This is a genomic window from Thioclava sp. GXIMD4216, from assembly GCF_037949285.1.
GTDB lineage: Bacteria > Pseudomonadota > Alphaproteobacteria > Rhodobacterales > Rhodobacteraceae > Thioclava > Thioclava litoralis.
Genome location: NZ_CP149926.1, coordinates 957,710 through 983,783, shown reverse-complemented (window position 1 = coordinate 983,783; position 26,074 = coordinate 957,710). Strand labels below are relative to the sequence as shown.

The 26,074-nt window shown below is 63.2% G+C and carries 20 protein-coding genes and 1 tRNA gene; 15 read left to right on the top strand and 6 right to left on the bottom strand.

Features of this window, described 5'->3' with window-relative positions:
* Nucleotides 1-2 precede the first annotated feature (2 nt).
* The 3 genes from rsmD (at nucleotide 3) to WDB88_RS04855 (ending at nucleotide 2,353) form a co-directional block, all read left to right on the top strand.
* Nucleotides 3-572, top strand: a complete 570-nt coding sequence (gene rsmD, locus WDB88_RS04865; protein ID WP_339109079.1) for a 16S rRNA (guanine(966)-N(2))-methyltransferase RsmD — start codon at nucleotides 3-5, stop codon at nucleotides 570-572.
* Nucleotides 572-1,225, top strand: coding sequence for an HAD family phosphatase (locus WDB88_RS04860; RefSeq protein ID WP_339109078.1), 654 nt, complete (start codon nucleotides 572-574; stop codon nucleotides 1,223-1,225). The genes rsmD and WDB88_RS04860 overlap by 1 nt, the downstream gene beginning before the upstream one ends.
* A gap of 222 nt (nucleotides 1,226-1,447) precedes the next feature.
* The gene (locus WDB88_RS04855) at nucleotides 1,448-2,353 is read left to right on the top strand and encodes a LysR family transcriptional regulator (protein ID WP_339109077.1); all 906 of its coding nucleotides are present in this window, start codon (nucleotides 1,448-1,450) and stop codon (nucleotides 2,351-2,353) included.
* 301 nt (nucleotides 2,354-2,654) lie between these two features.
* On the opposite strand, the gene WDB88_RS04850 is transcribed toward WDB88_RS04855, so the two are convergent.
* From WDB88_RS04850 to WDB88_RS04840, 3 genes are read right to left on the bottom strand one after another with little or no spacing between them, the layout of a single operon-like run.
* Nucleotides 2,655-3,602: an OmpA family protein gene (locus WDB88_RS04850; RefSeq protein WP_339109076.1), complete on the bottom strand. Its 948-nt coding sequence runs from the start codon at nucleotides 3,600-3,602 to the stop codon at nucleotides 2,655-2,657.
* Nucleotides 3,599-4,312 (bottom strand): GNAT family N-acetyltransferase, encoded by a 714-nt coding sequence (locus tag WDB88_RS04845; protein WP_339109075.1) that lies wholly within the window; start codon nucleotides 4,310-4,312, stop codon nucleotides 3,599-3,601. The genes WDB88_RS04850 and WDB88_RS04845 overlap by 4 nt, the downstream gene beginning before the upstream one ends.
* Entirely contained in the window at nucleotides 4,309-5,037 is a 729-nt protein-coding gene (locus tag WDB88_RS04840) for a molybdopterin-binding protein (RefSeq protein ID WP_339109074.1), read from the bottom strand. Before WDB88_RS04840 ends, WDB88_RS04845 begins: the two co-directional genes overlap by 4 nt.
* 118 nt (nucleotides 5,038-5,155) lie before the next feature.
* Between WDB88_RS04840 and map the strand changes: the two genes are divergently transcribed.
* Nucleotides 5,156-5,968 (top strand): type I methionyl aminopeptidase, encoded by an 813-nt coding sequence (gene map, locus WDB88_RS04835; RefSeq protein ID WP_339109073.1) that lies wholly within the window; start codon nucleotides 5,156-5,158, stop codon nucleotides 5,966-5,968.
* Between the two features lie 98 nt (nucleotides 5,969-6,066).
* Here map and dnaE read toward each other — a convergent pair whose 3' ends face one another.
* Nucleotides 6,067-9,579 (bottom strand): DNA polymerase III subunit alpha, encoded by a 3,513-nt coding sequence (gene dnaE, locus WDB88_RS04830; RefSeq protein ID WP_339109072.1) that lies wholly within the window; start codon nucleotides 9,577-9,579, stop codon nucleotides 6,067-6,069.
* A 301-nt stretch (nucleotides 9,580-9,880) separates the two neighbouring features.
* Between dnaE and xdhA the strand changes: the two genes are divergently transcribed.
* From xdhA to WDB88_RS04780, 10 genes are all read left to right on the top strand, one after another.
* Nucleotides 9,881-11,281 carry a xanthine dehydrogenase small subunit gene (gene xdhA, locus WDB88_RS04825; RefSeq protein WP_339109071.1) on the top strand — a complete coding sequence of 467 codons (1,401 nt, stop codon included), beginning with the start codon at nucleotides 9,881-9,883 and terminating at the stop codon, nucleotides 11,279-11,281.
* Nucleotides 11,278-13,566, top strand: a complete 2,289-nt coding sequence (xdhB, locus tag WDB88_RS04820) for a xanthine dehydrogenase molybdopterin binding subunit (protein ID WP_339109070.1) — start codon at nucleotides 11,278-11,280, stop codon at nucleotides 13,564-13,566. Before xdhA ends, xdhB begins: the two co-directional genes overlap by 4 nt.
* Nucleotides 13,563-14,492 (top strand): xanthine dehydrogenase accessory protein XdhC, encoded by a 930-nt coding sequence (gene xdhC / locus WDB88_RS04815; protein ID WP_339109069.1) that lies wholly within the window; start codon nucleotides 13,563-13,565, stop codon nucleotides 14,490-14,492. Before xdhB ends, xdhC begins: the two co-directional genes overlap by 4 nt.
* Complete coding sequence (locus WDB88_RS04810; protein ID WP_339109068.1) at nucleotides 14,489-16,030, top strand: ABC transporter ATP-binding protein; 1,542 nt, start codon at nucleotides 14,489-14,491, stop codon at nucleotides 16,028-16,030. Before xdhC ends, WDB88_RS04810 begins: the two co-directional genes overlap by 4 nt.
* On the top strand, nucleotides 16,027-17,103 hold the full coding sequence (locus WDB88_RS04805) for an ABC transporter permease (RefSeq protein WP_339109067.1): 1,077 nt from the start codon (nucleotides 16,027-16,029) through the stop codon (nucleotides 17,101-17,103). Before WDB88_RS04810 ends, WDB88_RS04805 begins: the two co-directional genes overlap by 4 nt.
* Nucleotides 17,100-17,492 (top strand): hypothetical protein, encoded by a 393-nt coding sequence (locus WDB88_RS04800; RefSeq protein WP_339109066.1) that lies wholly within the window; start codon nucleotides 17,100-17,102, stop codon nucleotides 17,490-17,492. The genes WDB88_RS04805 and WDB88_RS04800 overlap by 4 nt, the downstream gene beginning before the upstream one ends.
* Nucleotides 17,489-18,418: an ABC transporter permease gene (locus tag WDB88_RS04795; protein WP_339109065.1), complete on the top strand. Its 930-nt coding sequence runs from the start codon at nucleotides 17,489-17,491 to the stop codon at nucleotides 18,416-18,418. Before WDB88_RS04800 ends, WDB88_RS04795 begins: the two co-directional genes overlap by 4 nt.
* A 52-nt stretch (nucleotides 18,419-18,470) precedes the next feature.
* Nucleotides 18,471-19,556 carry a BMP family ABC transporter substrate-binding protein gene (locus tag WDB88_RS04790; RefSeq protein ID WP_339109064.1) on the top strand — a complete coding sequence of 362 codons (1,086 nt, stop codon included), beginning with the start codon at nucleotides 18,471-18,473 and terminating at the stop codon, nucleotides 19,554-19,556.
* Between the two features lie 173 nt (nucleotides 19,557-19,729).
* Nucleotides 19,730-21,997, top strand: coding sequence for an OmpA family protein (locus tag WDB88_RS04785; protein WP_339109063.1), 2,268 nt, complete (start codon nucleotides 19,730-19,732; stop codon nucleotides 21,995-21,997).
* Between the two features lie 116 nt (nucleotides 21,998-22,113).
* Nucleotides 22,114-22,317 (top strand): hypothetical protein, encoded by a 204-nt coding sequence (locus WDB88_RS04780; protein ID WP_339109062.1) that lies wholly within the window; start codon nucleotides 22,114-22,116, stop codon nucleotides 22,315-22,317.
* Between the two features lie 185 nt (nucleotides 22,318-22,502).
* Here the strand turns inward: WDB88_RS04780 and WDB88_RS04775 are convergent.
* A tRNA-Met gene (locus WDB88_RS04775) sits at nucleotides 22,503-22,579 on the bottom strand.
* A 114-nt stretch (nucleotides 22,580-22,693) separates the two neighbouring features.
* Nucleotides 22,694-23,281: a L,D-transpeptidase gene (locus tag WDB88_RS04770; RefSeq protein WP_339109061.1), complete on the bottom strand. Its 588-nt coding sequence runs from the start codon at nucleotides 23,279-23,281 to the stop codon at nucleotides 22,694-22,696.
* Nucleotides 23,282-23,567: 286 nt separating this feature from the next.
* On the opposite strand from WDB88_RS04770, the gene WDB88_RS04765 reads away from it, so the two are divergent.
* Entirely contained in the window at nucleotides 23,568-26,015 is a 2,448-nt protein-coding gene (locus WDB88_RS04765; RefSeq protein WP_339109060.1) for a heavy metal translocating P-type ATPase, read from the top strand.
* The last annotated feature ends 59 nt before the right edge of the window (nucleotides 26,016-26,074 follow it).

Genomic DNA, 26,074 nt, shown 5'->3' with positions numbered 1-26,074 from the left:
AGATGCGGATTATTGGTGGCGAGAAGCGTGGGCTGAAGCTGACGGATGTGGGCGAAGGCGATGCCAAGGGGCATCTGCGCCCCACAACGGACCGCGTACGCGAGTCGATTTTCAACCTGCTGGTCAATGGCACGCATGGCAATCCGATCCCCGAGGCGCGGGTGCTGGACCTGTTTGCCGGCACGGGGGCTTTGGGGCTTGAGGCGCTGTCGCGCGGGGCCAAACGTGTGGCCTTTGTGGATGAGGGCACGCCTGCACGGATTCTGCTGCGCAAGAATATCGAGCTGATGCGGGCGATGGGGGTCACCGACCTCTGGCGGCGCGATGCGACCCGCATGGGGCCCTGCCGTGGCGAGGGCTACGACCTGATCTTTCTTGATCCGCCCTATGGCATGGGACTGGGCGAGAAGGCGATTGCGTCGTGTCTGGAAAACGGCTGGATCGCGCCGGGGGCGATGGTGGTCTGGGAAGAGAATGTGGCGCCTGTGGTGCCTGCGCCGCTGGAGCAGATCGACCAGCGCAAATATGGCGATACGGTCGTGACTTTGGCCCTGATGCCGGAGGCGGACTGATGGTGAAAGCGGTTATCTTCGATTGCGACGGGGTCTTGGTGGATAGCGAGCCGATGACCTTCGATCTGCTGCAAGAGGAATTTACGGCCCATGGGTTGGAACTGACCCTGCATGAGATGGAGCGCATATTTATCGGTGGCACCATCGAGGGCTGTGCCGCGCGCGCCCGCGAGATGGGGGCCTCCCTGCCCGCCGATTGGGGGGATCATTATTATGCGGTGCTCTGCGAGAGGCTGCGCGCGGGCACGCCTTTGATGGCGGGGGTGCCGGAGCTGCTGGATCGGCTGGATGCCGAGGGCATTTCCTATGCGGTGGGGTCCAATGGTCGGCATGTGAAGATGGCCGCCACATTGGGGCAGCATCCCGAGATACGGGCCAAGCTGGAGGGGCGGTTGTTCTCCGGACAGGAGGATGTGGCGCATCCAAAGCCCGCGCCGGACCTCTATCTGCATTGCGCCGAAGCGCTGGGGGTTGCGCCTGCGGAGTGCGTCGTGATCGAGGACAGTCCAGCGGGCGCGCGGGCCGCAGTGGCGGCGGGCATGCGCTGTCTGGGCTATGCGCCGCAGGGCGATCATCCGGCCTTGGTGGCCACGGGGGCCGAGCTGTTTACCGATATGGCACAGGTCCCTGCCCTGCTTGGGCTGGGCGGATAGACCTCTGCCTCCAGGCCCGATTTGACCGGCGCCATTGAGGCCCCGGCCAAATCGGTCGGCGCATGGCGCCTCCGGCCCCGCCCGACCGGCGCAGACCGAAGGGATCGTTTCCGTGGTCGGAACCATTTTAGCGATTCCCCCGTATTGTCCATTCGCAGCCCCATTTCAGCCCAAATTCAAACCGATCTTTTGCAGGACGAAATGACTCAAGGGTTGCTGCAAATGGACCGTCTGACAGAAATGGAAGCCTTTGCCACGGTGGTGGACCAAGGTGGCTTTACCGATGCCGCCAAGAAGATGGGGATTTCCAAATCTGCCGTGTCCAAACATGTATCCGCCTTGGAGACCCGTCTGGGCGCACGGCTTCTCAACCGCACCACGCGCCGCGTCTCGCCCACCGAGATCGGCATGGCCTATTACGACCGCGCGCGACGGGTTCTGAATGATGCGGGCGAAGCCGATGCTCTGGTGACATCGATGCAGACTGCGCCTTCGGGCACGCTGCGGATTTCAGTCGCCACCGATTTCGGTGTGCATCTGCTCTCGCCGGTGCTGGGCAATTTTCTGAGTGCCTATCCGGATATCACCGTAAATATGGTGCTGAACAACCGCTATGTCGAACTGATCTCGGAGGGGTTCGATATGGCCATCCGGCTGGGCGAGATGGAAGACAGCAGCCTGCGGGCGCGCAAGCTGACGGAAACCGGGCAGAAAATCATTGCCGCCCCCGGTTATTTCCAGAAATACGGCCGCCCGTTGAAGATCGACGATCTCAACAATCACAAACTTCTGCATTATTCCAACCAGTCCACCGGAAATGTCTGGAAGATCACCGCCCCTTCGGGCGAGCGCCGTCAGGTGCGTTCGGCGGGCTGGCTGACCGTAAATGACGGGCAGTCATTGCTGCAAGCGGCCATCAGCGGTCTGGGTATCGCTTATCTTCCCTCCTTCCTATGTGCCGACGCTTTGAAAAAAGGGCTGGTCGAAGAGGCGCTCCCCGATCTGCCGGATGACCCGCTGGGGATCTATGCAATCTACCCTCCGGGTCGCTATACGCAGCCCAAAGTGCGGGCATTCATGGATTTTCTGGTCGACACCTTTCAGGATCGCGGCCCCGACAACTGGTAAGCGCCAGAGCATCTGACACAGCAGATCCACCTCGGGCTGGACGCGGAGGTGGGTTTTGCGCATGCCGTGGAGGTGCTCCGGCACACCATCCGCTGCATCGTTTCCCAACCGGACATGCCTGCCGCCCTGCCCCGCCACCTGTCGCGCGGCCTGACAAGGGCGCGGATCAGGCGGCTGTCGATCCGTCGGGGCGGCCTCGACGTGGCTCTGCGCCTCGGTCGGGCAGAACGCGTTCGTCAGGATGTAGAGCTCCGGATCAATCAGATCCGGACTCGACGGACCATATCCATAGGTCCGGAACCTAGTCGAGATGGGTCGAAGTCAGCACGACCTCCACCCGACGGTTGGCGCGCCGTCCCTCTTCCGTCAGGTTGGTGGTGATCGGTGCCAGCCAGCCTGCGCCTTGGGCGTCGATCCGTTCGGGGGCGATACCGTAATCACTGATCAGACGCGCCCGAACGGCTGCGGCACGGCGTTTGGACAGGTCGATATTGCCCTCCAGCGCGCCTTCCATATCGGTATGCCCCACCAGAGCGATTGTCGCATCGGGTGCGGAGGCCAGATAATCGGCCAGCGCCGCAAGACTGTCATAGCTGCCCGGCTTCAGCTTGTCCGAGCCGCTATCGAAATCGAGCCCGCCCAGAATGCCGTGCCCCTCGGTTTGCAACAACGTCCCGATAGGACGCTTTTCGGCACCGGTGCTGGCCCCAGTGGTGATCTGCAACGGGTTATCGGGGCGGGCGGCATCCACAATGCCCGCGCTTAGCGTGGTCAGGTTCACAAAACCGGAATTGGAGGAACGGCTCACCGTCAATGCCAGATATTCCGGCCCCTTACGGGCGGCCAGATACAGGAAATCACCCAGATCGATATGCATACCCGGCTCGGGCAGGAGATCCAGCTGATACCGGAAATCGAACCCGCCGCAGGCATCCGTGGCACAATCATACAGCACCGTGTAGCCCGCATCCTCAATCTGCGCCCGTAGCGGAGCCAGAATTTGCAAGGTGGTCTGCTGATTGCCACGCAGACGCCATGCCGTATCGATCCGCGTGCCCTCGAGCGCGCGGGAAGGCGCGCGCGACTTGACCGTCCACGGGCCGGTCAGCAGGCTGTAATCGGTGGCGGGATTACTGTCAGAAGCGCTGATCGAGGCATCCTCGGGCAGATCGAGCTGGATCGGCGCAGCAACCGCCACCGAGCCACCAAAGACACAGCCAAGAACAAGGGCAAAGCGCAGAAGGGTCATGAAACGTCCAAACGGTAATGATAACGGCCCTGTTCTATCATACCCAAGCGAGTATAAAGCGCAATGGCCCCTTCGTTCGAGGCCCGCACAACAAGCCACAGATGCGACGCCCCTTGAGCGGTGGCCCAGCGGGCGGCTTCGCCCATGATATGGCGCGCCACCCCGCGGCGCCGGAAGGCAGGGCGCGTATTGACCGCATGGATCATCGCATCGCTCCCCGCGCAGGCGACAAAAGCTGCCCCCGCCGCGCGGTCACCATCGCGGCCCAAGATCACACAGGCAGGGCCTTTCACCCGAGCCATCACCGCCTGACGGGCAGCATTGATGCCATCTTCCTCGAAGATTTCGCGGGTGATGGCCAGAGGCGGCCAGTGACTGAAGGCCGAAAGCGCGTGCGGGCTGTCAAAGGCCGCACAGGGCGCGCAAAACACCACGGTCGGATCAAGCACCTGAAACCCGCGTGCGGCCAGTGCCTGATCCAGATCTTCCTGACCGTCACGGATCTGGAATTTCACCGGCTGGCCCAAGGCGTGATGGCCGGCGATGGCTGCCTCGATATCCGCCTCGGGCAAAGCCACATCCAAAGAGGCAGACCCCACGCGGCTGCCCCCGCCCTGCCCCTCGCGCAGTGTAAAGCCCCCCACCTGCCGGAAGGATGCCGCAGGCCACGTGCGGTCGATCACCTCATAGAAATCGGCATCCGACATCATTGGCCCTCGGGAAAAGCGGCTTTGAGTGCCGCGAATGCCGCCTCGAGCCGCGCCTCATCCTGCCCGCGCACCACAAGGTTCACGCCGTAATTCCCGTCGGTGACAAAGGGATAGGACCCGAAGGACAGATCCTCATAGGTCTGGGCCAGATCGCGCAGCGGCTCGGCAATCTCGGATTCAGGGCGCGGCACCCGCAGGCTGCGCGACAGAACCGGCGCGCCGCCCGTAAACGTCGGCAGCACGCTTGCCACCATCGCCTGAAACACATTGGGCACGCCCGCCATCACATGCACATTGCCCATGGTAAATCCGGGCGCGACAGAGACAGGGTTGTCGATCAGCGTGGCCCCTTCGGGGATGCGCGCCATCCGCATCCGCGCGGGCGTGAACTCGGCCCCGCGTGCGGCATAATGCGCCGCCAGCAGCGCCTTGGCATCCTCGCGCACATCCACTTTCGCGCCAAAGGCCGCCCCTACCGCATCGGCGGTGATGTCATCATGGGTCGGCCCGATCCCGCCCGAGGTAAACAGCGTGTCATAGGCCGCTGACAGCGCATGGATCGCGCTGACGATCTGGTCCTGATCATCCGCAACAATCCGCACCTCCTTCAGGTCGATCCCCGCCTTGGTCAGCTCGCCCGCAAGATAATAGGCATTGCCCTCGCGGGTGCGCCCCGACAGGATTTCGTCACCGATGATCAGGATCGCGGCAGTAGGATTGGACATGGGTTTATCTCCTTTGCACATAGGTATAGGCCGGGTTGCGAGGGGCGGAAAGCCCAAGCCCTAGTCATTGCCCGCTTTTGTGATTAACTAGGGGGTAAGCGAATGAAGGAGAAAGCCGGTGGATGAAGCCCAAGGCCGCGTGACGAAAGACGGGATCCGCATCTATAATACCGAAGAGGACTTCGACGGCATCCGAGCCGCCTGTGCCGTGACCTCGCAGATCCTCGACGAGGTGGCAGACCATGTCCGCCCCGGCATCACCACGATGGATCTGGAGACCTTCATCCGCAAACGGGTCGAAGAGCTTGGCACCATCTCGGCCACCATCGGCTATCGCGGCTACCAGCATGCCTCCTGCATCTCGGTCAACCATGTGGTCTGCCACGGCATTCCGGGCGATAAGGTGATCAAGGATGGCGACATCCTGAACATCGACATCACCGTCATCAAGGATGGCTGGTTCGGCGACAGCTCGCGCATGTATGTGGCGGGCAATCTGACCCGCAAAGCCGAGCGCCTGATTCAGGTCACCTATGACGCGCTGATGATCGGCATCGATCAGGTCAAACCCGGCAATACCTTCGGCGATATCGGCCATGCGATCCAGAAATATGTCGAGTCCAACCGCATGAGCGTCGTGCGCGACTTCTGCGGCCACGGCGTGGGCCGCGTCTTCCACGCCCCGCCAAATGTGCTGCACTACGGCCGCGCGGGCGCAGGCGCGGTGCTGGAAGAAGGCATGATCTTCACGATCGAGCCGATGGTCAATCTGGGCCGCCCCGACACCAAGGTGCTGGCCGATGACTGGACGGCCGTCACCCGCGACAAATCGCTCTCGGCGCAATTCGAACATTGCGTGGGCGTCACGGCAGATGGCTGCGAGATCTTCACCCTCAGCGCCAAGAACCGCTTCCACCCGACATGGGGCTGAACGGGGGGCTAAACGGGTGGATAACGCGCCCGGAAGGCCGCGCGCGGCCTGACCGATTTTGACGGGGTCTCGATGGCCCCGTTAAAATCGGCCCCGCCTCAGATTTCTTCCACCATCGACACCCCGCGCAAGGACCGGATCGCCCCTTTGATCTGCGGGTTCACCGGAAAATCGCGCCCCGTCGCCAATTCATAGCGACAGTTCTTCTCGGCATCGAACACCGTGAAACTGATCGGCCCGCGCGAGCGCACCTTGCCCTCTTCCTCCAGCCGCCCCAAGAGCGACGCAATCGACGGCACGGCTTCCGGTGTTTCCACGTGAATCATCAACCCCGTGCCACCGGCATCGGCGACCATCGTATCCACAGGGCTGGCCGAACCGGCGACCATCCGCACCGACTCGCCATCCACCTCGACCTTGACGTTCAGCACCAGAAGCCGCCCCGTCTCCAGCACCGCGCGTGACGCCTCCAGCGCCTCGGACCAGAAGGCCACCTCGTAAGGCCCCGAGGCATCCGACAGCGCGACAAAGGCAAAGCGGTTCCCCTTGGCCGATTTCTTCTCGCGCACCGAAGCCACCTCGCCCGCGATCTTCGCCGCAAAGGGGCCGTTCAGCGCCTTGGCGTGGATCTCGTCGAGCGTCATCACCTTCTTGCGCTTGAGCGCGGGCATATAGTCTTCCAGCGGATGGCCCGAGAGATAGAAGCCGATGGCCTTATGCTCTTCGGCCAGCTTCTCGCCCGGCAACCAGTCATCGGTATCGGCCATGCGCGGCGGCGGCAGATCATCGCCCGCATCGCCAAACAAAGACACCTGCGCCGAATTCTTCGCCTCGATCACCGCCCCCGACCATGCCACCAGACTGTCCAGCGACTGGAACACCCGCTTGCGGTTCGGGTCCAACTGGTCAAAGGCCCCCGCCCGCGCCAGCATCTCCAATGGCCGCTTGCCAACCCGCTTCAGATCAACACGGCGGGCGAAATCAAAGAGATCACGGAAGGGCTTATCGCGCCCCTCCACCTGACGCGCCCTGACGATCATCTCCATCGCCTCGACACCCACATTCTTCAGCGCGCCCAATGCGTAAACCAGCTTCTGGTCCACCACATCAAAGGTCGCCAAAGAGCGGTTCACACAGGGCGGCACGATCTCGGCACCCAAGCCCTTCTTGACCTCCTGCGCATAGATCGCAAGCTTCTCGGTCAGATGGATATCGCAATTCATCACCCCGCCCATGAACTCGACAGGATGGTTGGCCTTCAGCCAAGCGGTGTAATAGCTGACCACCGCATAGGCCGCGGCGTGGGATTTGTTGAAGCCGTAATTGGCGAATTTCTCCAGAAGGTCGAAAACCTCCGAGGCCTTCTTCTTGTCGACCCCGTTCTTCGCCGCCCCCGATTCAAATTTCGGGCGCTCGGCATCCATCGCCTCCTTGATCTTCTTACCCATCGCGCGGCGCAGAAGGTCGGCCCCGCCCAGCGTATAGCCCGCCATCTCCTGCGCGATCTGCATCACCTGTTCCTGATAGACGATGATGCCTTGGGTCTCGGCCAGAATATGGTCGATGGTCTTATGCACGGATTCCAACGGCTTGCGCCCGTGTTTCACATCGCAATAGGTCGGGATATTCTCCATCGGGCCCGGGCGATACAAAGCCACCAGCGCCACGATATCCTCGATACAGGTGGGTTTCATCTGGCGCAGCGCCGATTTCATCCCCTCGGATTCCACCTGAAACACCGCAACCGTATGCGCGCTGGAGTAAAGATCATAGGTCTTCTGATCATCCAGCGGGATAAGGTTGATCTGGTTCTCGCCCCCCGCAGCCGGTTCATAAAGCTGGTTGCCATGCGCATCCACATGGAGCGGCCTGCCCGATTTGAAGATCAGGTTCATCGCCGATTGCACGACGGTCAGTGTCTTCAGACCCAGAAAGTCGAATTTCACCAGACCCGCGCTTTCAACCCATTTCATATTGAACTGGGTCGCCGGCATGTCGGATCGCGGATCCTGATAGAGCGGCACCAGATGGTCCAGCGGACGGTCGCCAATCACCACCCCTGCCGCGTGGGTCGAGGCATTGCGCAGCAATCCTTCCACCTGCTGGGCATATTTCAACAACCGTGCCACGACCTCTTCGTTCTTTGCCGCCTCGCGCAGACGCGGCTCATCGGCCAGCGCCTTCTCGATCGAGACGGGCTTCACCCCCTCGACGGGGATCATCTTGGAAAGCCGGTCCACCTGCCCGAAGGACATCTGCAACACCCGCCCCACATCGCGCACGGCGGCCTTCGACAGAAGCGCACCGAAGGTGATGATCTGGCCCACCTTCTCGCGCCCGTATTTCTGCTGCACATATTTGATCACCTCTTCGCGGCGATCCATGCAGAAGTCGATATCGAAGTCCGGCATCGAGACCCGCTCGGGGTTCAGGAAGCGTTCGAACAGCAGCGAATAGCGCAAGGGATCAAGGTCGGTAATGGTCAGCGCATAGGCCACAAGCGAACCTGCCCCCGACCCCCGCCCCGGCCCCACCGGAATATCATGCGCCTTCGCCCATTTGATAAAGTCGGCCACAATCAGGAAGTAGCCCGGAAATCCCATCTGTTCGATGATCCCAAGCTCGAATTTCAGCCGCGCCTCATAGTCCTCGACAGGGGACGCCGCCTCGATCACCTCAAGCCGGTTGCGCAGGCCCTCCCACGCCTGACGGCGCAATTCCTCGACCTCGTCATCGGCGAATTTGGGCAGGATCGGGTCAATCTTCGAGGCCCCATAAGCACAGCGCCGCGCGATCTCGACGGTATTCTCCAAAGCCTCCGGCAGATCGGAAAACAGCGCCACCATCTCGGCTTCGGATTTGAAATAATGCTGGGGCGTCAAACGGCGGCGCGGCTCGATCTGGTCGACATAGGCCCCCTCCGCAATGCAGATCAGCGCATCATGCGCCTCGTACATCTCGGCCTTGGGAAAATAGACATCATTGGTGGCCACCAGCGGCAGACCCATCTCATAGGCCATTTCGACAAAGCCGCGCTCGGTCAGACGTTCGGCTTCGGTATTGCGCCCATCCTCGCCCGGATGACGCTGCAATTCGACATAGAGACGGTCGGGATAAATCGCGGCCAGACGCTCCATCAGCGCCCGCGCCCGATCCGGCTGGCCATTCTGCAAGAACTTGCCCACAGGCCCCTCCGCACCGCCGCTCAGACAGATGATCCCCTCGGAATGCGCCGCAAGCTGCTCGGTGGTGACCTGCACCAGATCGCCATTCTTGCCCACATAGAGGCAGGTCGACAGCTCCATCAGGTTCTCGTAACCCGTCTCGTTCTGGGCCAGAAGCACCACTGGCGCCGGCAGCCGGATCTTTTCACCCGGTCGCGCCGGATCATAGGCCACAGACACCTGACAGCCCAGAATAGGCTGCAATCCCGCCCCCTTCGAATTGACCGAAAACTCCAAAGCGGAAAACATCGCATTGGTGTCGGTGACGGCAACGGCGGGCATATTGGCCGCGTCACACATCTTGATCAGCTTCTTGACGGGCACAGCCCCCTCAAGCAGCGAATATTCGGTATGGACGCGCAGGTGAATGAATCGAGGCTCTGTCATACCCGCCAATCTACGCGCGCAAACCACCCGCGAAAAGCCTGATCGCACGAACAGCCTGTCAAATTTCCTCCCGCCACATCACAAGCTCCGCTTTTTCCGATTGACCGCTTTTCATACAGGTCGCACAATTTACAGGCACGTTACCCGCCGCCCCGCCGCCAGATTCCGGTTCAGCCTTGCATCATCTCCACCCGATACGCTTTTCTGGGCTTGGGGTTCTGCCAGACAGAGCCGCGCCTCCGTTCTACGCCACATCGGGCGGGGTCGCACTTCACAGCTGTACCGTGGCGAAAGTCTTCTCATGGAAATTACGTTTCTTCTCAACGGAGAAACCCGCCGCGTTGCCCTAAGCGACCCGACGCAATCGGTCCTCGACTGGCTGCGCGCCGAAGGCCTCACCGGAACAAAAGAAGGCTGCAACGAAGGCGATTGCGGCGCCTGCACGGTCATCCTCACCGATGCCGCAGGCTCCAGACCGCTCAACGCCTGTATCCTGATGATGCCGCAGCTTCATGGCCGCGCCCTGCGCACGGTCGAAGGCATCAGCGGCCCAAAAGGCCAGTGCCACCCCGTGCAGGACAGCATGATCACCCATCACGGCAGCCAATGCGGCTTCTGCACACCGGGCATCATCGCCTCGCTGGCCTGCGCCCACCAGAACGACCAGACCGACCACGACGACCTCCTCGCAGGGAACCTCTGCCGCTGCACCGGCTACGCCCCGATCATCCGCGCAGCCAAAGCCGCCAGCCAAAGCCCGAAACCCGACTGGATGGACAGCCCCCTCCAGCTGCCGGAAATATCCTCGGAGGGTGAATGGTCCGCAGGACCAGAGGGAGGCAGACAGCCTCCCTTCCTCCCCCGCTCCACAAAAGATCTGGCCGAATGGTATCTTGCCCACCCGCAGGCCACGCTGATCGGCGGCGCCACCGATGTCGGGCTCTGGGTCACCAAGAAACTGCAAGACCTGCCCCTCGTGGCCTTCCTCGGCCAATGCGAAGACCTCGCCCAGATCAAGGAAACCGACACCCATCTCACCGTGGGCGCCGCCACCACAATCGCCGCCCTGCGCCGCGCGGTCACACCGCATCTGCCCAGTTTCGCCGAGCTCCTGCGCCGCTTCGCCTCCGAACAGGTGCGTCAGGCGGCCACCTTGGGCGGCAATATCGCCAATGGCTCGCCCATCGGCGACACGCCCCCCGCTCTCATCGCCCTTGGCGCGACGCTGACCCTGCGCCAAGGCGACGACCGCCGCGAGATGCCGCTTGAGGACTTCTTCCTCGATTACGGCAAACAGGACCGCCGCGCGGGCGAATTCGTCGAAAGCCTCACCTTCCCGAAATCCGCCCCGCAGTTCCGCGCCTATAAGCTGTCGAAACGCTTCGATCAGGATATCTCCGCCGTCTGCGCCGCCTTCAACCTGACCCTTGACGGGACCACCATCACGTCAGCCCGCGTGGCTTTCGGCGGCATGGCAGGCACCCCCAAACGCGCCAGCGGCTTCGAGGCGCTCTTGACCGGCAAGCCCCTGTCGGATGAGACCTTCCGCGCGGCGCTCCCCGCGCTTGGCCTCGACTTCCAGCCAATGTCCGATATGCGCGCCTCAGCGCATTACCGCCTGAAAGCCGCCGAAGGGCTGGCGCTGCGCTATCTGGCCGATCTCACGGGCCAGCACAGCTCTATTCTGGAGGTCCAGCCATGAGCGTCGCCAAACCGCTGCCCCATGACTCCGCCCACCTTCATGTGACCGGACAGGCACGCTATCTCGATGACCTGCCCGAACCGAAAGGCTGCCTGCATCTGGCCTTCGGTCTTTCAACCGAGGCCAGCGCCGAGATCACCGAGATCGACCTCACCGAAGTCCGGGCCTGCGAGGGCGTCATCACGGTCCTCACCGCCGCCGATATTCCGGGCGAGAATGACGCCTCCACCAACCGCGGCTGGCACGAGCCTCTGCTGGCCGAGGGTGAGGTCCATTACCTAGGCCAGCCCGTCTTCATCGTCGTCGCCACCTCGCACCGTCTCGCGCGTATCGCCGCCCGCCGCGCCCGCATCACCTATGCGCCCCGTACGCCGATCCTGACCATCGACCAAGCCATCGCCCGTGAAAGCTGGTATGAGGGCGGGCCGATCATCTGGGAAAACACCGACCCGACCGAGGCTTTGGCACAGGCGGCTTTCACCGCCCATGGAAGTATCGAGATCGGCGGTCAGGAGCATTTCTACCTCGAAGGCCAAGCCGCCATGGCCGAGCCGCAGGATCAGGGGATGATCCTGCGCGTCTCGAGCCAGCACCCGACCGAGGTGCAGCATAAGGTGGCCGAGGCCCTAGGCCTGCATATGCATGACGTACGCATAGAGATGCGGCGTATGGGCGGAGGGTTCGGCGGCAAGGAAAGCCAAAGCAACCAGCCCGCCATCGCCTGCGCCGTGGCCGCCCATGTTACGGGGCGCGCCTGCAAGATGCGCTATGACCGCGATGACGATATGACCATCACCGGCAAGCGCCATGACTTCCGCGTGGACTACCAGATCGGAGCGGATGCCGATGGCCGCATTACCGGCGCGATCTTGCGCCAGTTCGCCCGCTGTGGTTGGTCGATGGATCTGTCGCTGCCGGTCTGCGACCGCGCCATGCTGCATGCCGATGCCGCCTATCACATCCCCGCGCTGCGCGTCGAAAGCCTGCGTCTGCGCACCAATACCCAATCCAACACGGCCTATCGCGGCTTTGGCGGCCCGCAAGGTATTCTGGGCACCGAAGCCGCCATCGAGCATCTGGCGCAGGTGATGGGCCTTGACCCGCTGGAATTACGGCGGCGCAATTACTACCCCGAGATGGGCCAAGACCCCGCCCCCACCCATTACGGCCAGCCCGTTGAGGATAGCATCCTGCAGGCGCTGACCGACAGTCTGACCACCCGCGCCGATTTCGCCGCCCGTCAGAAAGCGGTGGCCGAATGGAACGCCGCCAATCCGGTGCTGAAAAAGGGTATCGCGCTGGCGCCTGTGAAATTCGGGATCTCCTTCACGCTCAGCCATCTCAATCAGGCGGGCGCTTTGGTGCATGTCTATCAGGATGGCACGGTGCGGCTGAACCATGGCGGCACCGAGATGGGTCAGGGTCTGCATATCAAGGTCTGTCAGGTGGCGGCCAAGGTCTTCGGCCTGCCGCTCAGCCAGATCCGCATCTCGGCCACCGATACCGATAAGGTGCCCAATACCTCGGCCACGGCGGCAAGCTCGGGGGCCGATCTGAACGGTATGGCGGTGAAAGCGGCCTGCGACACGATCCGCGACCGGATTGCGGGCTTTCTGGCCCAGCGCGAGGGCTGCCCGCCTGATGCGGTGCGTTTTGAGGATGGCTTTATCACCGCTGGCGCCTATCGCGGCACCTTTGCCGAAGCGATCACCGCCGCCTATGAGGCGCGGATCAGCCTGTCCTCGACGGGCTATTACGCCACCCCCGAAATCTCTTGGGACCGGACAACGGGCACCGGCCACCCCTTCTATTACTTCGCCTATGGCGTCTCGATTGCCGAGGTGGTGATCGACCGCCATACCGGCGAGAACCGCATCCTGCGCGCCGATATCCTGCATGATGCGGGCGCCTCGCTGAACCCCGCGATTGACCAAGGTCAGGTCGAGGGCGGTTTCGTACAAGGCGCGGGCTGGCTGACGACCGAGGAACTGGTCTGGGATGACAAAGGCGCTTTGCGCACCCATGCGCCCTCGACCTATAAGATCCCCGCCTGCTCGGACAGACCGCGGATTTTCAACGTGGATCTGTGGGACCAGCCCAACCGGAAGGAAACGATCTACCGGTCCAAAGCTGTGGGCGAGCCGCCCTTTGTCCATGGCAATGCGGTGTTCTTCGCGCTGCAAAATGCGGTGGCCGCCTGTGGTCCGAACTGGCCTGCCCTGCGCGCGCCTGCCACCCCCGAGGCCATTTTAGAGGCCATCGCACGGGCCGAGGGCGCGGCATGAGCTTTGACCCCGCCCGCCTGCGTCATGCAGCCCCCTTCACCCGCGTCCTTGTGGCAGGGGTGAAGGGATCCACCCCGCGCGAGACAGGCGCCGAGATGCTGGTCTTTGCAGACCGCATCCAAGGCACCATTGGCGGCGGCGCGCTGGAATATAGTGCCATCCAGGAGGCCCGCGCAGGCCGGACGGGCCGCCAGACCATCCCGCTTGGGCCTGCTATGAACCAATGCTGCGGCGGTGCGGTGACCTTGGCCTATGAGGCGATCACCCCGCAGGATATGGCGCATGAGTTCGGGGCGCTTCATGCCCGCCCCTTGGACGGGCCTGCCGAGATGCCGCTGTCGGTCCATCGCGCGCTGGCGCGTTACCGCGACCGTGGACAGCTGCCACAGCTTCTGATTGACGGCTGGCTGGTGGAACCCGTGGCGCCTCCGGCCTTGCCGCTATGGATCTGGGGCGCGGGCCATGTGGGGCGTGCGATTGCCACGACCCTTACGCCCTTCCCAGACTACGCGATCCATCTGGCCGATACCGATGCGGAGCGCTTCCCCGAGGTGCTGCCGCAGGGTGTCACACCGTTGATCGCCGCAAACCCCGCCGATCTGGTGCCTCTCGCGCCGCCCCATGCGCATCACTATGTGCTGACCTATTCCCATGCGCTGGATCTGGAGTTGTGCCACCGCCTGCTGACCCATGGGTTCGGCCATCTGGGGCTGATTGGCTCTGACACCAAATGGGCGCGGTTCCGCAACCGCCTGCGGGATTTGGGCCACAGCCCAGAGAAAATCGGGCAAATACAATGCCCCATCGGGGACCCGAGCCTTGGCAAACACCCGCAGGCCATTGCGATAGGGGTGGCCGCCGGAGTATTGAGACAAAAGACGACCACCCGGTCAAAACCCGACAGTCAGGACGCAAGAGAAGCATGAGCGATCCCCTATTGAAACTTGAGGGCCTGACCAAGGCCTATCCGGGCGTGATCGCCAATAGCGATGTCGGCTTCGAGATCGGTCAGGGCGAGATCCATGCGCTTCTGGGCGAGAATGGCGCGGGCAAATCGACGCTGGTCAAGATGATCTACGGGCTGGTGAAGCCTGACGCGGGCCGGATGACCTTCCGCGGACAGGCCTATGCGCCCCCCGAGCCTCGGGCGGCGCGGGCAAGCGGTGTGGCGATGGTGTTCCAGCATTTCTCTCTGTTTGACGCGCTGAATGTGGCGGAAAACGTGGCCTTGGGGATGGAGAACCCGCCCCCCATGCGCCAGCTCGCCCGCCGTATCCGCGAGATTTCCACCCAATACGGGCTGCCCTTGGACCCTGCCCGCCTTGTGGCCGATCTTTCGGCAGGCGAACGCCAGCGGGTGGAGATCGTGCGCTGTCTGCTGCAGGATCCAAAGCTGCTGATCATGGACGAGCCGACCTCGGTGCTGACCCCGCAGGAGGTCGAGATCCTGTTCCGCACCCTGCGCCAACTGGCTGCCGAGGGCACGGCGATCCTGTATATCAGCCACAAGCTGGAGGAGATCCGCTCGCTTTGCGACCGTGCGACCATCCTGCGCGGCGGCAAAGTGGTAGGTGATGCGATCCCGCGCGAGAAATCCGCCCGCGAACTGGCCGAGATGATGGTGGGCGCCGAGCTGAAGGTGACCGACAGAGAGGGCCGGACCCTTGGCGATGTGGTGCTTGAGGTGCAACGCCTCAGCCTGCCGCCGCAATCGCAATTCGGGGTGTCGCTGAAGGATGTGGCTCTGCGGCTGCGCGCAGGCGAGGTGCTGGGCATCGGTGGTGTGGCGGGCAACGGGCAGGAAGAACTGCTGGCCACGCTGGCGGGCGAGCGCCCCTCGGCTGCGGGCAGCGTGGTGCTGGCGGGGCGCGATGTCTCGGGGCTTGGTCCCAATGAGCGCCGCGCCTATGGCCTTTTGACCGCCCCCGAGGAACGTCTGGGCCATGCCGCCGTCCCCGCCATGAGCCTGACCGAAAACACCCTGCTGACCGGCACCATCCGGCGGCCCTTGGCCAAGGGCGGCATGGTCGATATAGCCGCCGCCCGCGCCTTCGCCGAAGAGATCATCACCGCGTTTGATGTGCGCACTCCGGGGCCGCATGTGGCCGCGCGTGCGCTCTCTGGCGGCAACCTGCAGAAATTCGTGGTCGGGCGCGAGGTGCTGCAAGAGCCTGTCGTTCTGGTGGTCAACCAGCCCACTTGGGGGGTGGATGCGCTGGCGGCGGCCTCGATCCGGCAGGCGCTGCTGGATGTGGCGGCCAAGGGCGGCGCGGTCATCGTGATTTCTCAGGATCTGGACGAGTTGATGGAAGTTTCCGACCATTTTGCCGCACTGAACGCGGGCTCTCTGTCGCCGCCGCGCCCAACCAAAGGGCTGAGCATCGAGGAAATCGGCCTGATGCTGGGCGGCGCGCATGGAATGGGTGATGCCGCGCCAGATAGGGTAGCGGAGGCAGACGCATGATCACTCTGGTGCGCCGCCCGACGCCTTCGCGCCACTGGGCGTGGTCCACGCCGCTCCTTGCGGTCCTTGCCACCATTCTGGCGGGAGGGATGCTCTTTGCCCTGCTGGGCAAGGACCCGTTTGATGCGATCAAGGCGATCTTCTGGGACCCGATCCTTGGCCAGAACGCTTTTTACTACCGAAGCCAGCTTCTGGTGAAAGCCGCCCCCCTGATCCTGATCGCCGCAGGGCTCGCCGTGGGCTTCCGCGCCGGTATCTGGAATATCGGGGCCGAGGGACAGTATATCATCGGCGCCATCGCGGGCGCTTGGCTGGCGCTGCATATCTATCCTGCCGAGGCCGCGTGGCTGTTTCCCGCGATGATCGTGCTGGGCGCGCTTGGCGGGCTGGTCTGGGGGCTGATCCCCGCACTGCTGAAGGTCTGGTTTGGCGTCAACGAGATCCTCGTGTCGCTGATGCTGGTCTATGTGGCGGAGAACCTGCTGGCCTATATGGCGTTCGGCCCGCTGAAAAACCCCGAAGGGTTTGGCATGCCCGGATCGCGCAACCTCCAGCAATACCCTTCGGCCTTCAATGGCGAGCTGATCGCAGGCACGGGGGCGCATTGGGGCGTGGTGGCCGCGCTGATTGCAGTGATCTTCACCTATATCCTGATGCACCGCCATATCGCGGGCTTTCGTATCCGCGTGGCGGGCGAGGCCCCGCGGGCGGCGCGTTTTGCGGGCGTCGTGCCGGCACGGCTGGCGATCTTCTGCCTGTGCCTGTCGGGCGCGTTTGCGGGTATGGCGGGGCTGTTCGAGGTGGCTGGCCCCTCGGGACGGATCAGCGACAGCTTCAACGCGGGCTATGGCTTCACCGCCATCATCGTGGCCTTTCTGGGCCGCCTGCATCCGGTGGGCATCCTTCTGGCGGGGCTGTTGATGGCGCTGACCTATATCGGCGGCGATGTCGCACAGCAGATGCTGCAACTGCCACCCTCGGCCATTCAGGTCTTTCAGGGGATGCTGCTGTTTTTCCTGCTGGGGTTCGACGTGCTGACGAATTACCGTATCACCTTCGGGAGGCGCCCATGAGCCGCCGCCTGCCTTCGCTCCACCGGCCCATTCTTGCCCTGATGGGGTTTCTGGCTGGCTTGGGCGGCTATTACGTGCTGATCTGGACCACCACCGCCATCCTCTACGTGCCACTGGCAATCGGGCTTCTGGCGATGTGGGAAATGACGCGGCGGATCTCGGAATTTGCCCGCCGCAGGGTTCTGCCCAAGGACTGGGCCGATGACGAGATCCCCCCCGAAGACGATACGATCCATGCCAGACGTGCGGTGCGGTCCCTGCGCAGGTCGCGCCCCGATATGGTCGTTTTCGCGCTGGCCTGTGTGATCGGTCTCGGGCTGGCCTATCTGTTCTGGGGGCCACTTCCCGGCCTCGAGCCCCCCCGCACAAGCTATGGAGTCGTCAAATGATCGGCGGTATCGATATTGTCACTCTGATCGCCATGCTGATGACCGCCTCGACGCCGGTCCTGCTGGCGGCCACGGGCGAGTTGGTGGTGGAACGCTCGGGCGTGCTGAACCTCGGGGTCGAAGGCATGATGATCATGGGGGCCATCGGCGGTTTTGCCGCTGCGGTGGCCACGGGAAGTCCGGTGGCGGGGTTTGCGGCGGCGGCGTTATCGGGCGTGGTGATGGCGCTGCTTTTCGGGCTGTTGACGCAGATCTTCCTGTCAAACCAGGTGGCGACGGGGCTGGCGCTGACGCTCTTCGGGCTGGGGCTCTCGGCGCTTTTGGGCAAATCCTTCGAAGGCGTGCGCCCGCCCGCGACCGGCAAGATCGACTTCGGGCCGCTAAGCGATCTGCCGGTGCTGGGCCGCATCCTGTTTTCACATGACTGGGTGGTCTATCTGTCGCTGGCCCTTTGCGCCGCCACTTGGGCCTTTCTGAAATTCACCCGCGCGGGGCTGATCCTGAAAGCCGTGGGCGAAAACCATGACGCCGCCCATGCGCTTGGCTACCGCGTTATCGCGATGCGCTTTGCCGCGCTGGCCTTTGGCGGCGCGCTGGCGGGGATCGGGGGCGCCTATCTCAGCCTCGTGCGGGTGCCGCAATGGACCGAGGGCATGACCGCAGGCGCGGGCTGGATCGCGCTGGCCATCGTGGTCTTTGCCTCATGGCGCCCCGAACGCGCGTTGATCGGATCTTATCTTTTCGGGGGCATTACGGCGCTACAACTCCAGCTACAGGCGGCAGGCTATTCCATTCCGGTACATCTGCTGTCGATGGCCCCCTATCTCGTCACGATCGTGGCGCTCGTCCTTTTGTCGATGACCCACCGGCATGGCGCACAGGCCGGACCGGGAAGTCTCGGAAAATCCTTCCATGCCTCTCGTTGAGGGGCTAGTCTCGGGGTGCATAAAGATGCCCGCAATCCAAGGGGAACCTTCCATGAAACGCAGAACTTTCCTTGCCTCCTCGGCTGCTATGGCCGGCATTGCCGCCACCGGCGCACCGGCTTTCGCACAGGACGATCCGCTGAAGATCGGCTTCATCTATGTCGGCCCCGTGGGCGATATGGGCTGGTCCTACCAGCATGATCAGGGCCGTCAGGCGATCGAGGCCGAATATGGCGACAAGATCCAGACCAAGTTCATTGAATCGGTTCCCGAAGGCCCCGATGCCGAGCGCGCGCTGACCTCTCTGGCGCTGGAAGGCCATGAGCTGATCTTTGCGACCTCTTTCGGCTATATGGATTCCGTGATCAACGTTGCGGCCAAATTCCCGAATGTGAAATTCGAGCATTGCACGGGCTACAAACGCGCCGAGAATGTCGGCACCTATGATGCACGCTTCTATCAGGGTCGCGCCATTCAGGGCACCATCGCAGGGCGCATGACCAAGTCGAACAAGATCGGCTATATCGGCTCCTTCCCGATCCCTGAAGTGATCCAAGGGATCAATGCGGCCTATATCCACGCCAAGAAGGTCAATCCTGATGTGCAGATCTCGGTGGTCTGGGCCTATACATGGTTCGACCCCGCCAAAGAGGCCGATGCCGCAGCTGCCCTGATCGCCGATGGTGTCGATGTGATCTTGCAGCATACCGATTCCACCGCGCCGCAGGCCAAGGCGCAGGAAGCCGGCAATGTGATCACTTTCGGGCAGGCCTCGGATATGTCGAACTTCGCGCCCAAACCGCGCGTCAGCTCGACCATCGACAACTGGGCCCCCTATTACAAAGGGCGCGTTGCGGCGGCTCTGGAAGGGTCGTGGAAGGCCGATGCCACTTGGGGCGGTATCGACAGCGGCATGGTGAAGATCGGTGAAATCACCGATGCGGTGCCCGCCGAAGTCAAGCAGGAGGCCGAGGCGCTGATCGAGGCGATCCGTTCGGGCAGCTACCACCCCTTCACCGGCCCGTTGAAAAAACAGGACGGTTCGGACTGGCTCGCCGAGGGCGAAGTGGCGGATGATGCAACGCTGGCCGGGCTGAATTTCTATGTCGAGGGGATTTCCGCCGAAATCCCCGGCTAAGACCTAACCCCTTGGAATGTGGGAAGGGCACCGCCACTGGTGCCCTTTTTCACAACCGGATCCGGGCAGTTCTCGCGGCTGCGACGAATAAGATCAGGAACATTTATCGGACCGGCTTGGTTATCCACCTGAAAAGACACCCCGCCGTTATCGGGGGTCGCTCAGGAGGAATGATGAAGAGTAAACTTCGTAACACGACCGCCCTCATTGCCGCGCTGGCCACTTTGGCCCCCAGTCTGACGGTCGCGCAAACCATCCCAGCGGTGCCGAAACAGGCCCAGTCCGAAGACCGTCCCGATACGGATCGCGGCAAGATGTCCTCGGGCAAAGAGGACACCGGCCCCAGTCAGGCCCGCGCGACTACCTGTATCGAGACCCAAAGCAAAAACGGCGTCTCCGCCAAGGCCGCAGCAGAGCTGTGCGAGGGCATGACCGCCGCAAGCCCCAATTCCCAGGCCGAAAAGCGCAGCGAGGCGGCGCAATCCGCGCAAGCGCGTGCACAGGCGGATGCACAGACCGAAGCGGCCCGCAAGAAAATGGAGGCCCGCACCGCTGACCCGAAATCCGACCCGAAACCGGACACCGGATCACAGGGCGCGGCCCCTGACGCCAGCCCCGAACTCGGCACCCGAGCCACCTCCAAGGCCAAGGATGAAGGCCAGAACACCGCGCCCGCACCGCGCGCGGACAAAAGCGGTGCCCCACAATCCTCGGCCCAATCCTCCTCGAAGCCCTCGGCCTCGGACGCGGTGAAAAAGGCGACGTCGGAACAGGCCGATACCGCGAAAGGCACCCCCAAGGCACAAGACGGCACATCACAGGCAGAGCCCAAGGCCCAGCCCGAGGCAGGCCTTCTGGGCACCGGCAAAAGCGGGACCCAAGCCGGAAAGCCCGAGCTGAAAGCGGATGCAGAAGGCGGTAAGGTTGACGCGCTCAAGCGCAAACTGGGCGGCGACAGCGCCGATCCGGCGACGGCAGAACAGTCCAAGCCCGCAGGTGCCAAGCCCGCAGATGGCAGCACGGCATCGAAGACCAAGGCCGGAGAGGCGCGCGACCAGAGCGACGCCCCTCAGACCCAACCCGCCCCGTCCGATGCCGCAGACCGTAAGGGCAAGGCCGCAGCTTCCGAACAGGACGCGGCGCAGCAAGAGAGCGGCAAGACAGAGGCGCAATCGCTGTCCAAGGCTCTGGCCGAAAAGCAGGCGGCCCAACCGGCAGATCCCCGCGCCGCCGGGGCGAATGCTGAGGCAGCCGCCCCCCGTGACGGCAAAGACAGTCGGCAGGAGACCCAAGAGCCGCGCCGTGTCGAAGAGGCTCTACAGGCCACAGAAGACGCACGCCAGCGCGCCAGCGAAGGGGCGCCGGTGAAGAACGAGGCCCTTGCAGACAAGGCCGACATGCCCGCCGCAGGTGACAAGCCGCGCGCCAACTCCGCAGAGGGGGCGCCGATGACCGAGGAGGTCATTACCAAAGACAACGCGCGTTCCTCTGCCGAGGATTTCGCCACCGCCGTCAATGCCAAACCAAGCGGGAAATCGCCCGAGGCCGACAAGAAATCGGGTCTCTCGGATTTCGAGAAAGTCGCGATTGCAGGGCTTGGGGCGCTGGCCGTCGGGGCGATTTTGCAGAATGGCTCCGAGGTTGCGGTTAATTCCGGCGACCGTGTCGTGGTCCAGAACCCCGATGGCAGCTATGGTCTGATCAAGGATGACAACGCGCTCTTGCGTCAGCCGGGCTCGACGATCCGCACCCGCGATTATGACGACGGCTCGACGCGCACCATCACCGAACGTCCCGATGGCGCGCAGATCGTCACCATCTATGATGCCCAGCGCCGCATCGTCCAGCGGAGCCGGATCGAGCCGGACGGCACGCGCTACATCCTGATCGACGATTCGCGCGGAGCCGCACCTGTGCAGGTCTCCGACCTGCCGCGCGCCAATTTCCGTGATGTCTCCAGCACCAGCAACGAGACCGCCCTGCGCGATGCCTTGGCCCGTAATGCCGATGTGAACCGTGGGTTCACCCTGTCGCAGATCCGTCAGATCCCGTCGGTGCGCGCATTGGCACCGGCCATTTCGGTGGAGAATGTGACCTTCGCGACAGGCTCCGCCGCGATCCAGCCCGAGCAGGCGCAGGCACTTTCCGATCTGGGCGAGGCGATCAAGGCCCGTATCCGCGAGAACCCGCAGGAGATCTTCCTGATCGAAGGTCACACCGATGCGGTCGGGAACGCGGCCTATAATCTGGCCCTGTCGGACCGCCGCGCCGAATCGATGGCTCTGGCACTGACGGAATATTTCGACATCCCGCCGGAGAACCTTGTCGTGCAAGGTTATGGCGAGGAATATCTGAAGGAAAACACGCAAGGTGCCTCTGAACAGAACCGCCGCGTGACCATCCGTCGCGTTACCGATCTGCTGCGTGTCGCCGCGAACTGATCCGGAGCACGCACCGACGATGTTAGGGCGCCCCAAGCGGGCGCCCTTCGACACTTGCGCTTTGTCATCATGCTCGGGCTCGGTTAAAGACGCCCGAGACGCAGATGGAGAATACCATGCCCGCAAAGGCCGAACTGGACGACGGTGGCAAGACATTCACCCTAACCGTAGGGGTCTGGTTCAATACCTACCCTGTGGAAGAGCTGGACGACTGGATCGCCTTCTACCACCGCAACCGCGCCGACCATCCAAAATCGCTGCACAGCTATGATGACACGATTGCCGCGCTGGAAGCCCTGAAAGCTGCGCTGAAGACGTAGCAAGCCATAGCCTTGCCCGTCCTCTTGCCCCCTCCGGCCCGACCCTTTTGGCCAGACCCTTTTGGCCAGACCCGTTTAGCCAGCCCCGTCCCATCGGCAGGGCAGCACCATCCTGCCCCAGGCGAAGACCAAACAAAAACAACGCGCCGTAGCGCGTTTGTCTTTGTTTTCCGAAGATTTGGAAGTGGTGGCGAGGGGGGGACTTGAACCCCCGACCCCACGATTATGAGTCGTGTGCTCTAACCAGCTGAGCTACCTAGCCATTGAGCGGCTATCTACGGTCTGGGCCGCAGAGCGTCAACCCCAATTTCGGAAAATCGTCATCTTTTTCGCATTGCCGCTGCGACAGGGAAAACCGCCCCGTTTTGGCGGCAAATCAATAGACCGTCACCGGCGTGCCAATCTTCACCGCATCATAGAGCGCGATCACATGATCATTGACCATGCGCAAACATCCGTTGGAGACCGCGTGACCGATAGAGCTGGGCTGAGTCGTGCCATGAATGCGGATCGCCGTATCATGCCCGTCCTGATACAGATACATCGCCCGCGCGCCCAAAGGGTTGTTCGGACCACCCGGCATACCATCTGCATATTTCGCGTAATGGTCGGGCTCGCGTTTGATCATATCGGGCGTGGGCGTCCAGCTTGGCCATTTGACCTTGCGCGCCACAACCGCTTTGCCGCGGAAGACCAGCTCGTTCTTGCCCACGGCAACGCCATAGCGCATCGCAACCCCGGGGGCGGTGATGTGGTAGAGGAAGAACTTATCCGACAGCACGATGATCGAGCCGACCTCCAGCTCGGGCCTCACGCGCACCTCGCGCGGATAGAACTGCTGGGCAATCGGCCAGGTTTTGGGGGCAGGCGCAGAAGAGGTCTCGATTTCCTGAGCCAATCCAAGGGTCGGGACCGTCAGAGCAGACAGGCCCGCCAGGCCACCAAGCACAGAGCGACGCTTCATATGTTATCTCCCGTAACAGGCAGATGCCGTTCAACCGCGATGAATCGTCACTTCAAAACCAGCGGTCGAAACCCGCATCTTTATCTTAAAACAGCTTATCCCAAGGCATCCGCGAAAGGAGAGCGCTTGCCAAGATCCTAGAACAGAAAATCTTCACATATCGCAAAGATGACACGTCAAACGGTCCGCGCCTGCTTTGTGGTGCCGGAAATTGCCTCTTTGGCGGTGGTCAATCCGGTGCGGCCTTCCTATCTGGTAAACAGGTACGGGACTCGGGGGATGGTGTATGACAGAGCTTCATACAAGGTTTATCGTGGATGGCATGCATTGCGGGGCCTGCACAGGGCGGGTCGAACGGGCCCTTCTGGCCGTTCCCGGCGTGCGGCAGGCCAACGCCAATCTGATGGCCCGCAATGTCACGCTGCACTTCGACAGCCCGACGGAAGGCGGTCCGGCAAGCGCGGATCTGGCCCGCTCGCTGGAGGCGGCAGGCTATCCGATTGCCGAGGCCGAGGCCGATCTGGCGTCAGACACGGACATCCCTGCCGAGCTACAGAGCCGCGCCCGCGACACCCTGCTGGCGCATCCGGCCATCCTGTCGGTCGAGACCGCCGCGCGCCAGATCGATGTCCGCTACGCGCAAGGCGCGATTGCCCCAAGCGAGATGGTCCGGCTTCTTGCGCCGCTCGGGCTGGAAGCCAAGCCGCGCAAGGCCGAGACCCCGCCGCCCGATCGCGCCCATAAACAGGCCGATGAAACCCGCAAGCTGCGGCGCGATGTGATCGTGTCTGCGGCGCTGACCCTGCCGGTCTTCATTCTGGCGATGGGCAGCCACCTGATCCCCGGCATGCATCATCTGATCGAGATGACGATCGGTGAACGGCTGAGCTGGGTGATCCAGCTTGTCCTGACAACGCTGGTGCTTCTGGGACCGGGGCGGATTTTCCTGACCCTCGGCCTGCCCGCCCTGCAACGCGGCGCCCCGGAGATGAACTCGCTCGTGGCGCTCGGGGCGCTGGCGGCATGGGGCTATTCGACCCTTGTGACGCTTGTGCCCTATATGGTGCCCGAAAGCGCGCGCGGCGTCTATTTCGAAGCCGCCGCCACGATTGTCACCCTGATTTTGCTGGGCCGCTGGTTTGAAGCGCGGGCGAAGGGCCGCGCGGGCGAGGCGATCTCGCGGTTGGTGGGCTTGCGCCCCGACACCGCCCGCGTCGAGCGTGGCGAGCAGATCATCGACCTGCCCGTGGCCGAGCTGGCGGCGGGCGATCTGGTCCACCTGCCCCCCGGTGCACGGGTTGCCGCCGATGGCATTGTCACCGAAGGTCAGGGCTGGATCGACGAAGCCATGCTGACGGGCGAAGCCGCGCCGGTCGAGAAATCCGAAGGCAGCAGCATCACCGGCGGCACCGTCAACGGCACCGTGCCGCTTGTCTATCGCGTTACCGCGACCGGCACCGAGACCGTTCTTGCCCGCATCATCGCGATGGTCGAAGAGGCACAGGGCGGCAAGCTTCCGGTGCAGGCACTGGTGGACCGTGTCACGCGGGTTTTCGTGCCGGTGGTGATCGGGCTTTCCCTGCTGACCTTCCTGATCTGGATGATCGCGGGACAGGGCTTCACCCATGCGCTGGTGGCCGGCATTTCGGTGATGATCATCGCCTGCCCCTGCGCGATGGGGCTGGCCACGCCCGTCTCGATTCTGGTGGGCACCGGACGTGCCGCCGAAATGGGGCTTCTGTTCCGGCGCGGTGACGCGCTGCAACGGCTGGCAGAGGTCAAGACCATCGCCTTTGACAAGACCGGCACCCTGACCGAAGGCCGCCCCGTCTTGAGCGACCTGATCGCCGCCCCCGACAGCCCGCCCGCCACCGAGACATTGCGGCTGGCCGCAGGGATCGAGGCGCGTTCCGAACATCCGCTGGCCCATGCGATCTTGCAGGGGACAGAGACACGCGGCCTCGTCCCTGCCCAGGCCAAGCGGGTGCGCAGCCAGACAGGGCGCGGCCTGACCGGCGAGGCCGACGGGCACAAACTGGTGATCGGCAATGCGGCGGCACTGAACGAGCATGGCATTGCGACAGACACCCTGAGCGACCAGGCCGATGCGCTGGCGGCCAAAGGGAAAACCCCGATCTGGATCGGCATTGATGGGCAGCTTGCGGCGCTGATGGCGGTCTCCGACCCGATCAAGCCGCAAGCGGTCGAAACGGTGCAGGCGCTCGAGAAGGCGCATGTCGAGACGGCCATGATCTCGGGGGATCTGCGCCGCACGGCACAAAGCGTGGCGCAGGGGCTGGGGATCGGGACGGTTGTGGCCGAGGTTCTGCCCGACGGCAAGGTCGCGGCCATTGAGGACATGAAGCGCAAAGGCACCACCGCATTCGTTGGGGACGGTATCAATGATGCCCCCGCACTGGCCGCAGCCGATATCGGCATCGCCATCGGCACCGGCACCGATGTGGCGATCGAAACCGCCGAGGTGGTGCTGATGCAGGGCGATCCGCGCAGCGTCGGTCAGGCGGTCCATCTGTCGCGTGCGGTAATGCGCAATATCCGCGAGAACCTGTTCTGGGCCTTCGCCTATAATGCCGCGCTGATCCCTGTTGCGATGGGCGTTCTGGTGCCTTTCGGTGGCCCCGGCATGTCGCCGCTTCTGGCAGCGGCGGCTATGGCCTTTTCCTCGACCTTTGTGGTGACGAACGCCCTGCGGCTGCGGCGGTTGAAACTGTAAGCCCGCGCGCATCGGCAGATCCTTGCCGATGCGTCACCCCCACCCTTTCCGTGCGGGAA

Coding starts and splice junctions, on each gene's coding strand:
- rsmD (WP_339109079.1), top strand. CDS start 3: ATGCGGATTATTGGTGGCGAGAAGCGTGGGCTGAAGCTGACGGATGTG.
- WDB88_RS04860 (WP_339109078.1), top strand. CDS start 572: ATGGTGAAAGCGGTTATCTTCGATTGCGACGGGGTCTTGGTGGATAGC.
- WDB88_RS04855 (WP_339109077.1), top strand. CDS start 1,448: ATGGACCGTCTGACAGAAATGGAAGCCTTTGCCACGGTGGTGGACCAA.
- WDB88_RS04850 (WP_339109076.1), bottom strand. CDS start 3,602: ATGACCCTTCTGCGCTTTGCCCTTGTTCTTGGCTGTGTCTTTGGTGGC.
- WDB88_RS04845 (WP_339109075.1), bottom strand. CDS start 4,312: ATGATGTCGGATGCCGATTTCTATGAGGTGATCGACCGCACGTGGCCT.
- WDB88_RS04840 (WP_339109074.1), bottom strand. CDS start 5,037: ATGTCCAATCCTACTGCCGCGATCCTGATCATCGGTGACGAAATCCTG.
- dnaE (WP_339109072.1), bottom strand. CDS start 9,579: ATGACAGAGCCTCGATTCATTCACCTGCGCGTCCATACCGAATATTCG.
- xdhA (WP_339109071.1), top strand. CDS start 9,881: ATGGAAATTACGTTTCTTCTCAACGGAGAAACCCGCCGCGTTGCCCTA.
- xdhB (WP_339109070.1), top strand. CDS start 11,278: ATGAGCGTCGCCAAACCGCTGCCCCATGACTCCGCCCACCTTCATGTG.
- xdhC (WP_339109069.1), top strand. CDS start 13,563: ATGAGCTTTGACCCCGCCCGCCTGCGTCATGCAGCCCCCTTCACCCGC.
- WDB88_RS04810 (WP_339109068.1), top strand. CDS start 14,489: ATGAGCGATCCCCTATTGAAACTTGAGGGCCTGACCAAGGCCTATCCG.
- WDB88_RS04805 (WP_339109067.1), top strand. CDS start 16,027: ATGATCACTCTGGTGCGCCGCCCGACGCCTTCGCGCCACTGGGCGTGG.
- WDB88_RS04800 (WP_339109066.1), top strand. CDS start 17,100: ATGAGCCGCCGCCTGCCTTCGCTCCACCGGCCCATTCTTGCCCTGATG.
- WDB88_RS04795 (WP_339109065.1), top strand. CDS start 17,489: ATGATCGGCGGTATCGATATTGTCACTCTGATCGCCATGCTGATGACC.
- WDB88_RS04790 (WP_339109064.1), top strand. CDS start 18,471: ATGAAACGCAGAACTTTCCTTGCCTCCTCGGCTGCTATGGCCGGCATT.
- WDB88_RS04785 (WP_339109063.1), top strand. CDS start 19,730: ATGAAGAGTAAACTTCGTAACACGACCGCCCTCATTGCCGCGCTGGCC.
- WDB88_RS04780 (WP_339109062.1), top strand. CDS start 22,114: ATGCCCGCAAAGGCCGAACTGGACGACGGTGGCAAGACATTCACCCTA.
- WDB88_RS04770 (WP_339109061.1), bottom strand. CDS start 23,281: ATGAAGCGTCGCTCTGTGCTTGGTGGCCTGGCGGGCCTGTCTGCTCTG.
- WDB88_RS04765 (WP_339109060.1), top strand. CDS start 23,568: ATGACAGAGCTTCATACAAGGTTTATCGTGGATGGCATGCATTGCGGG.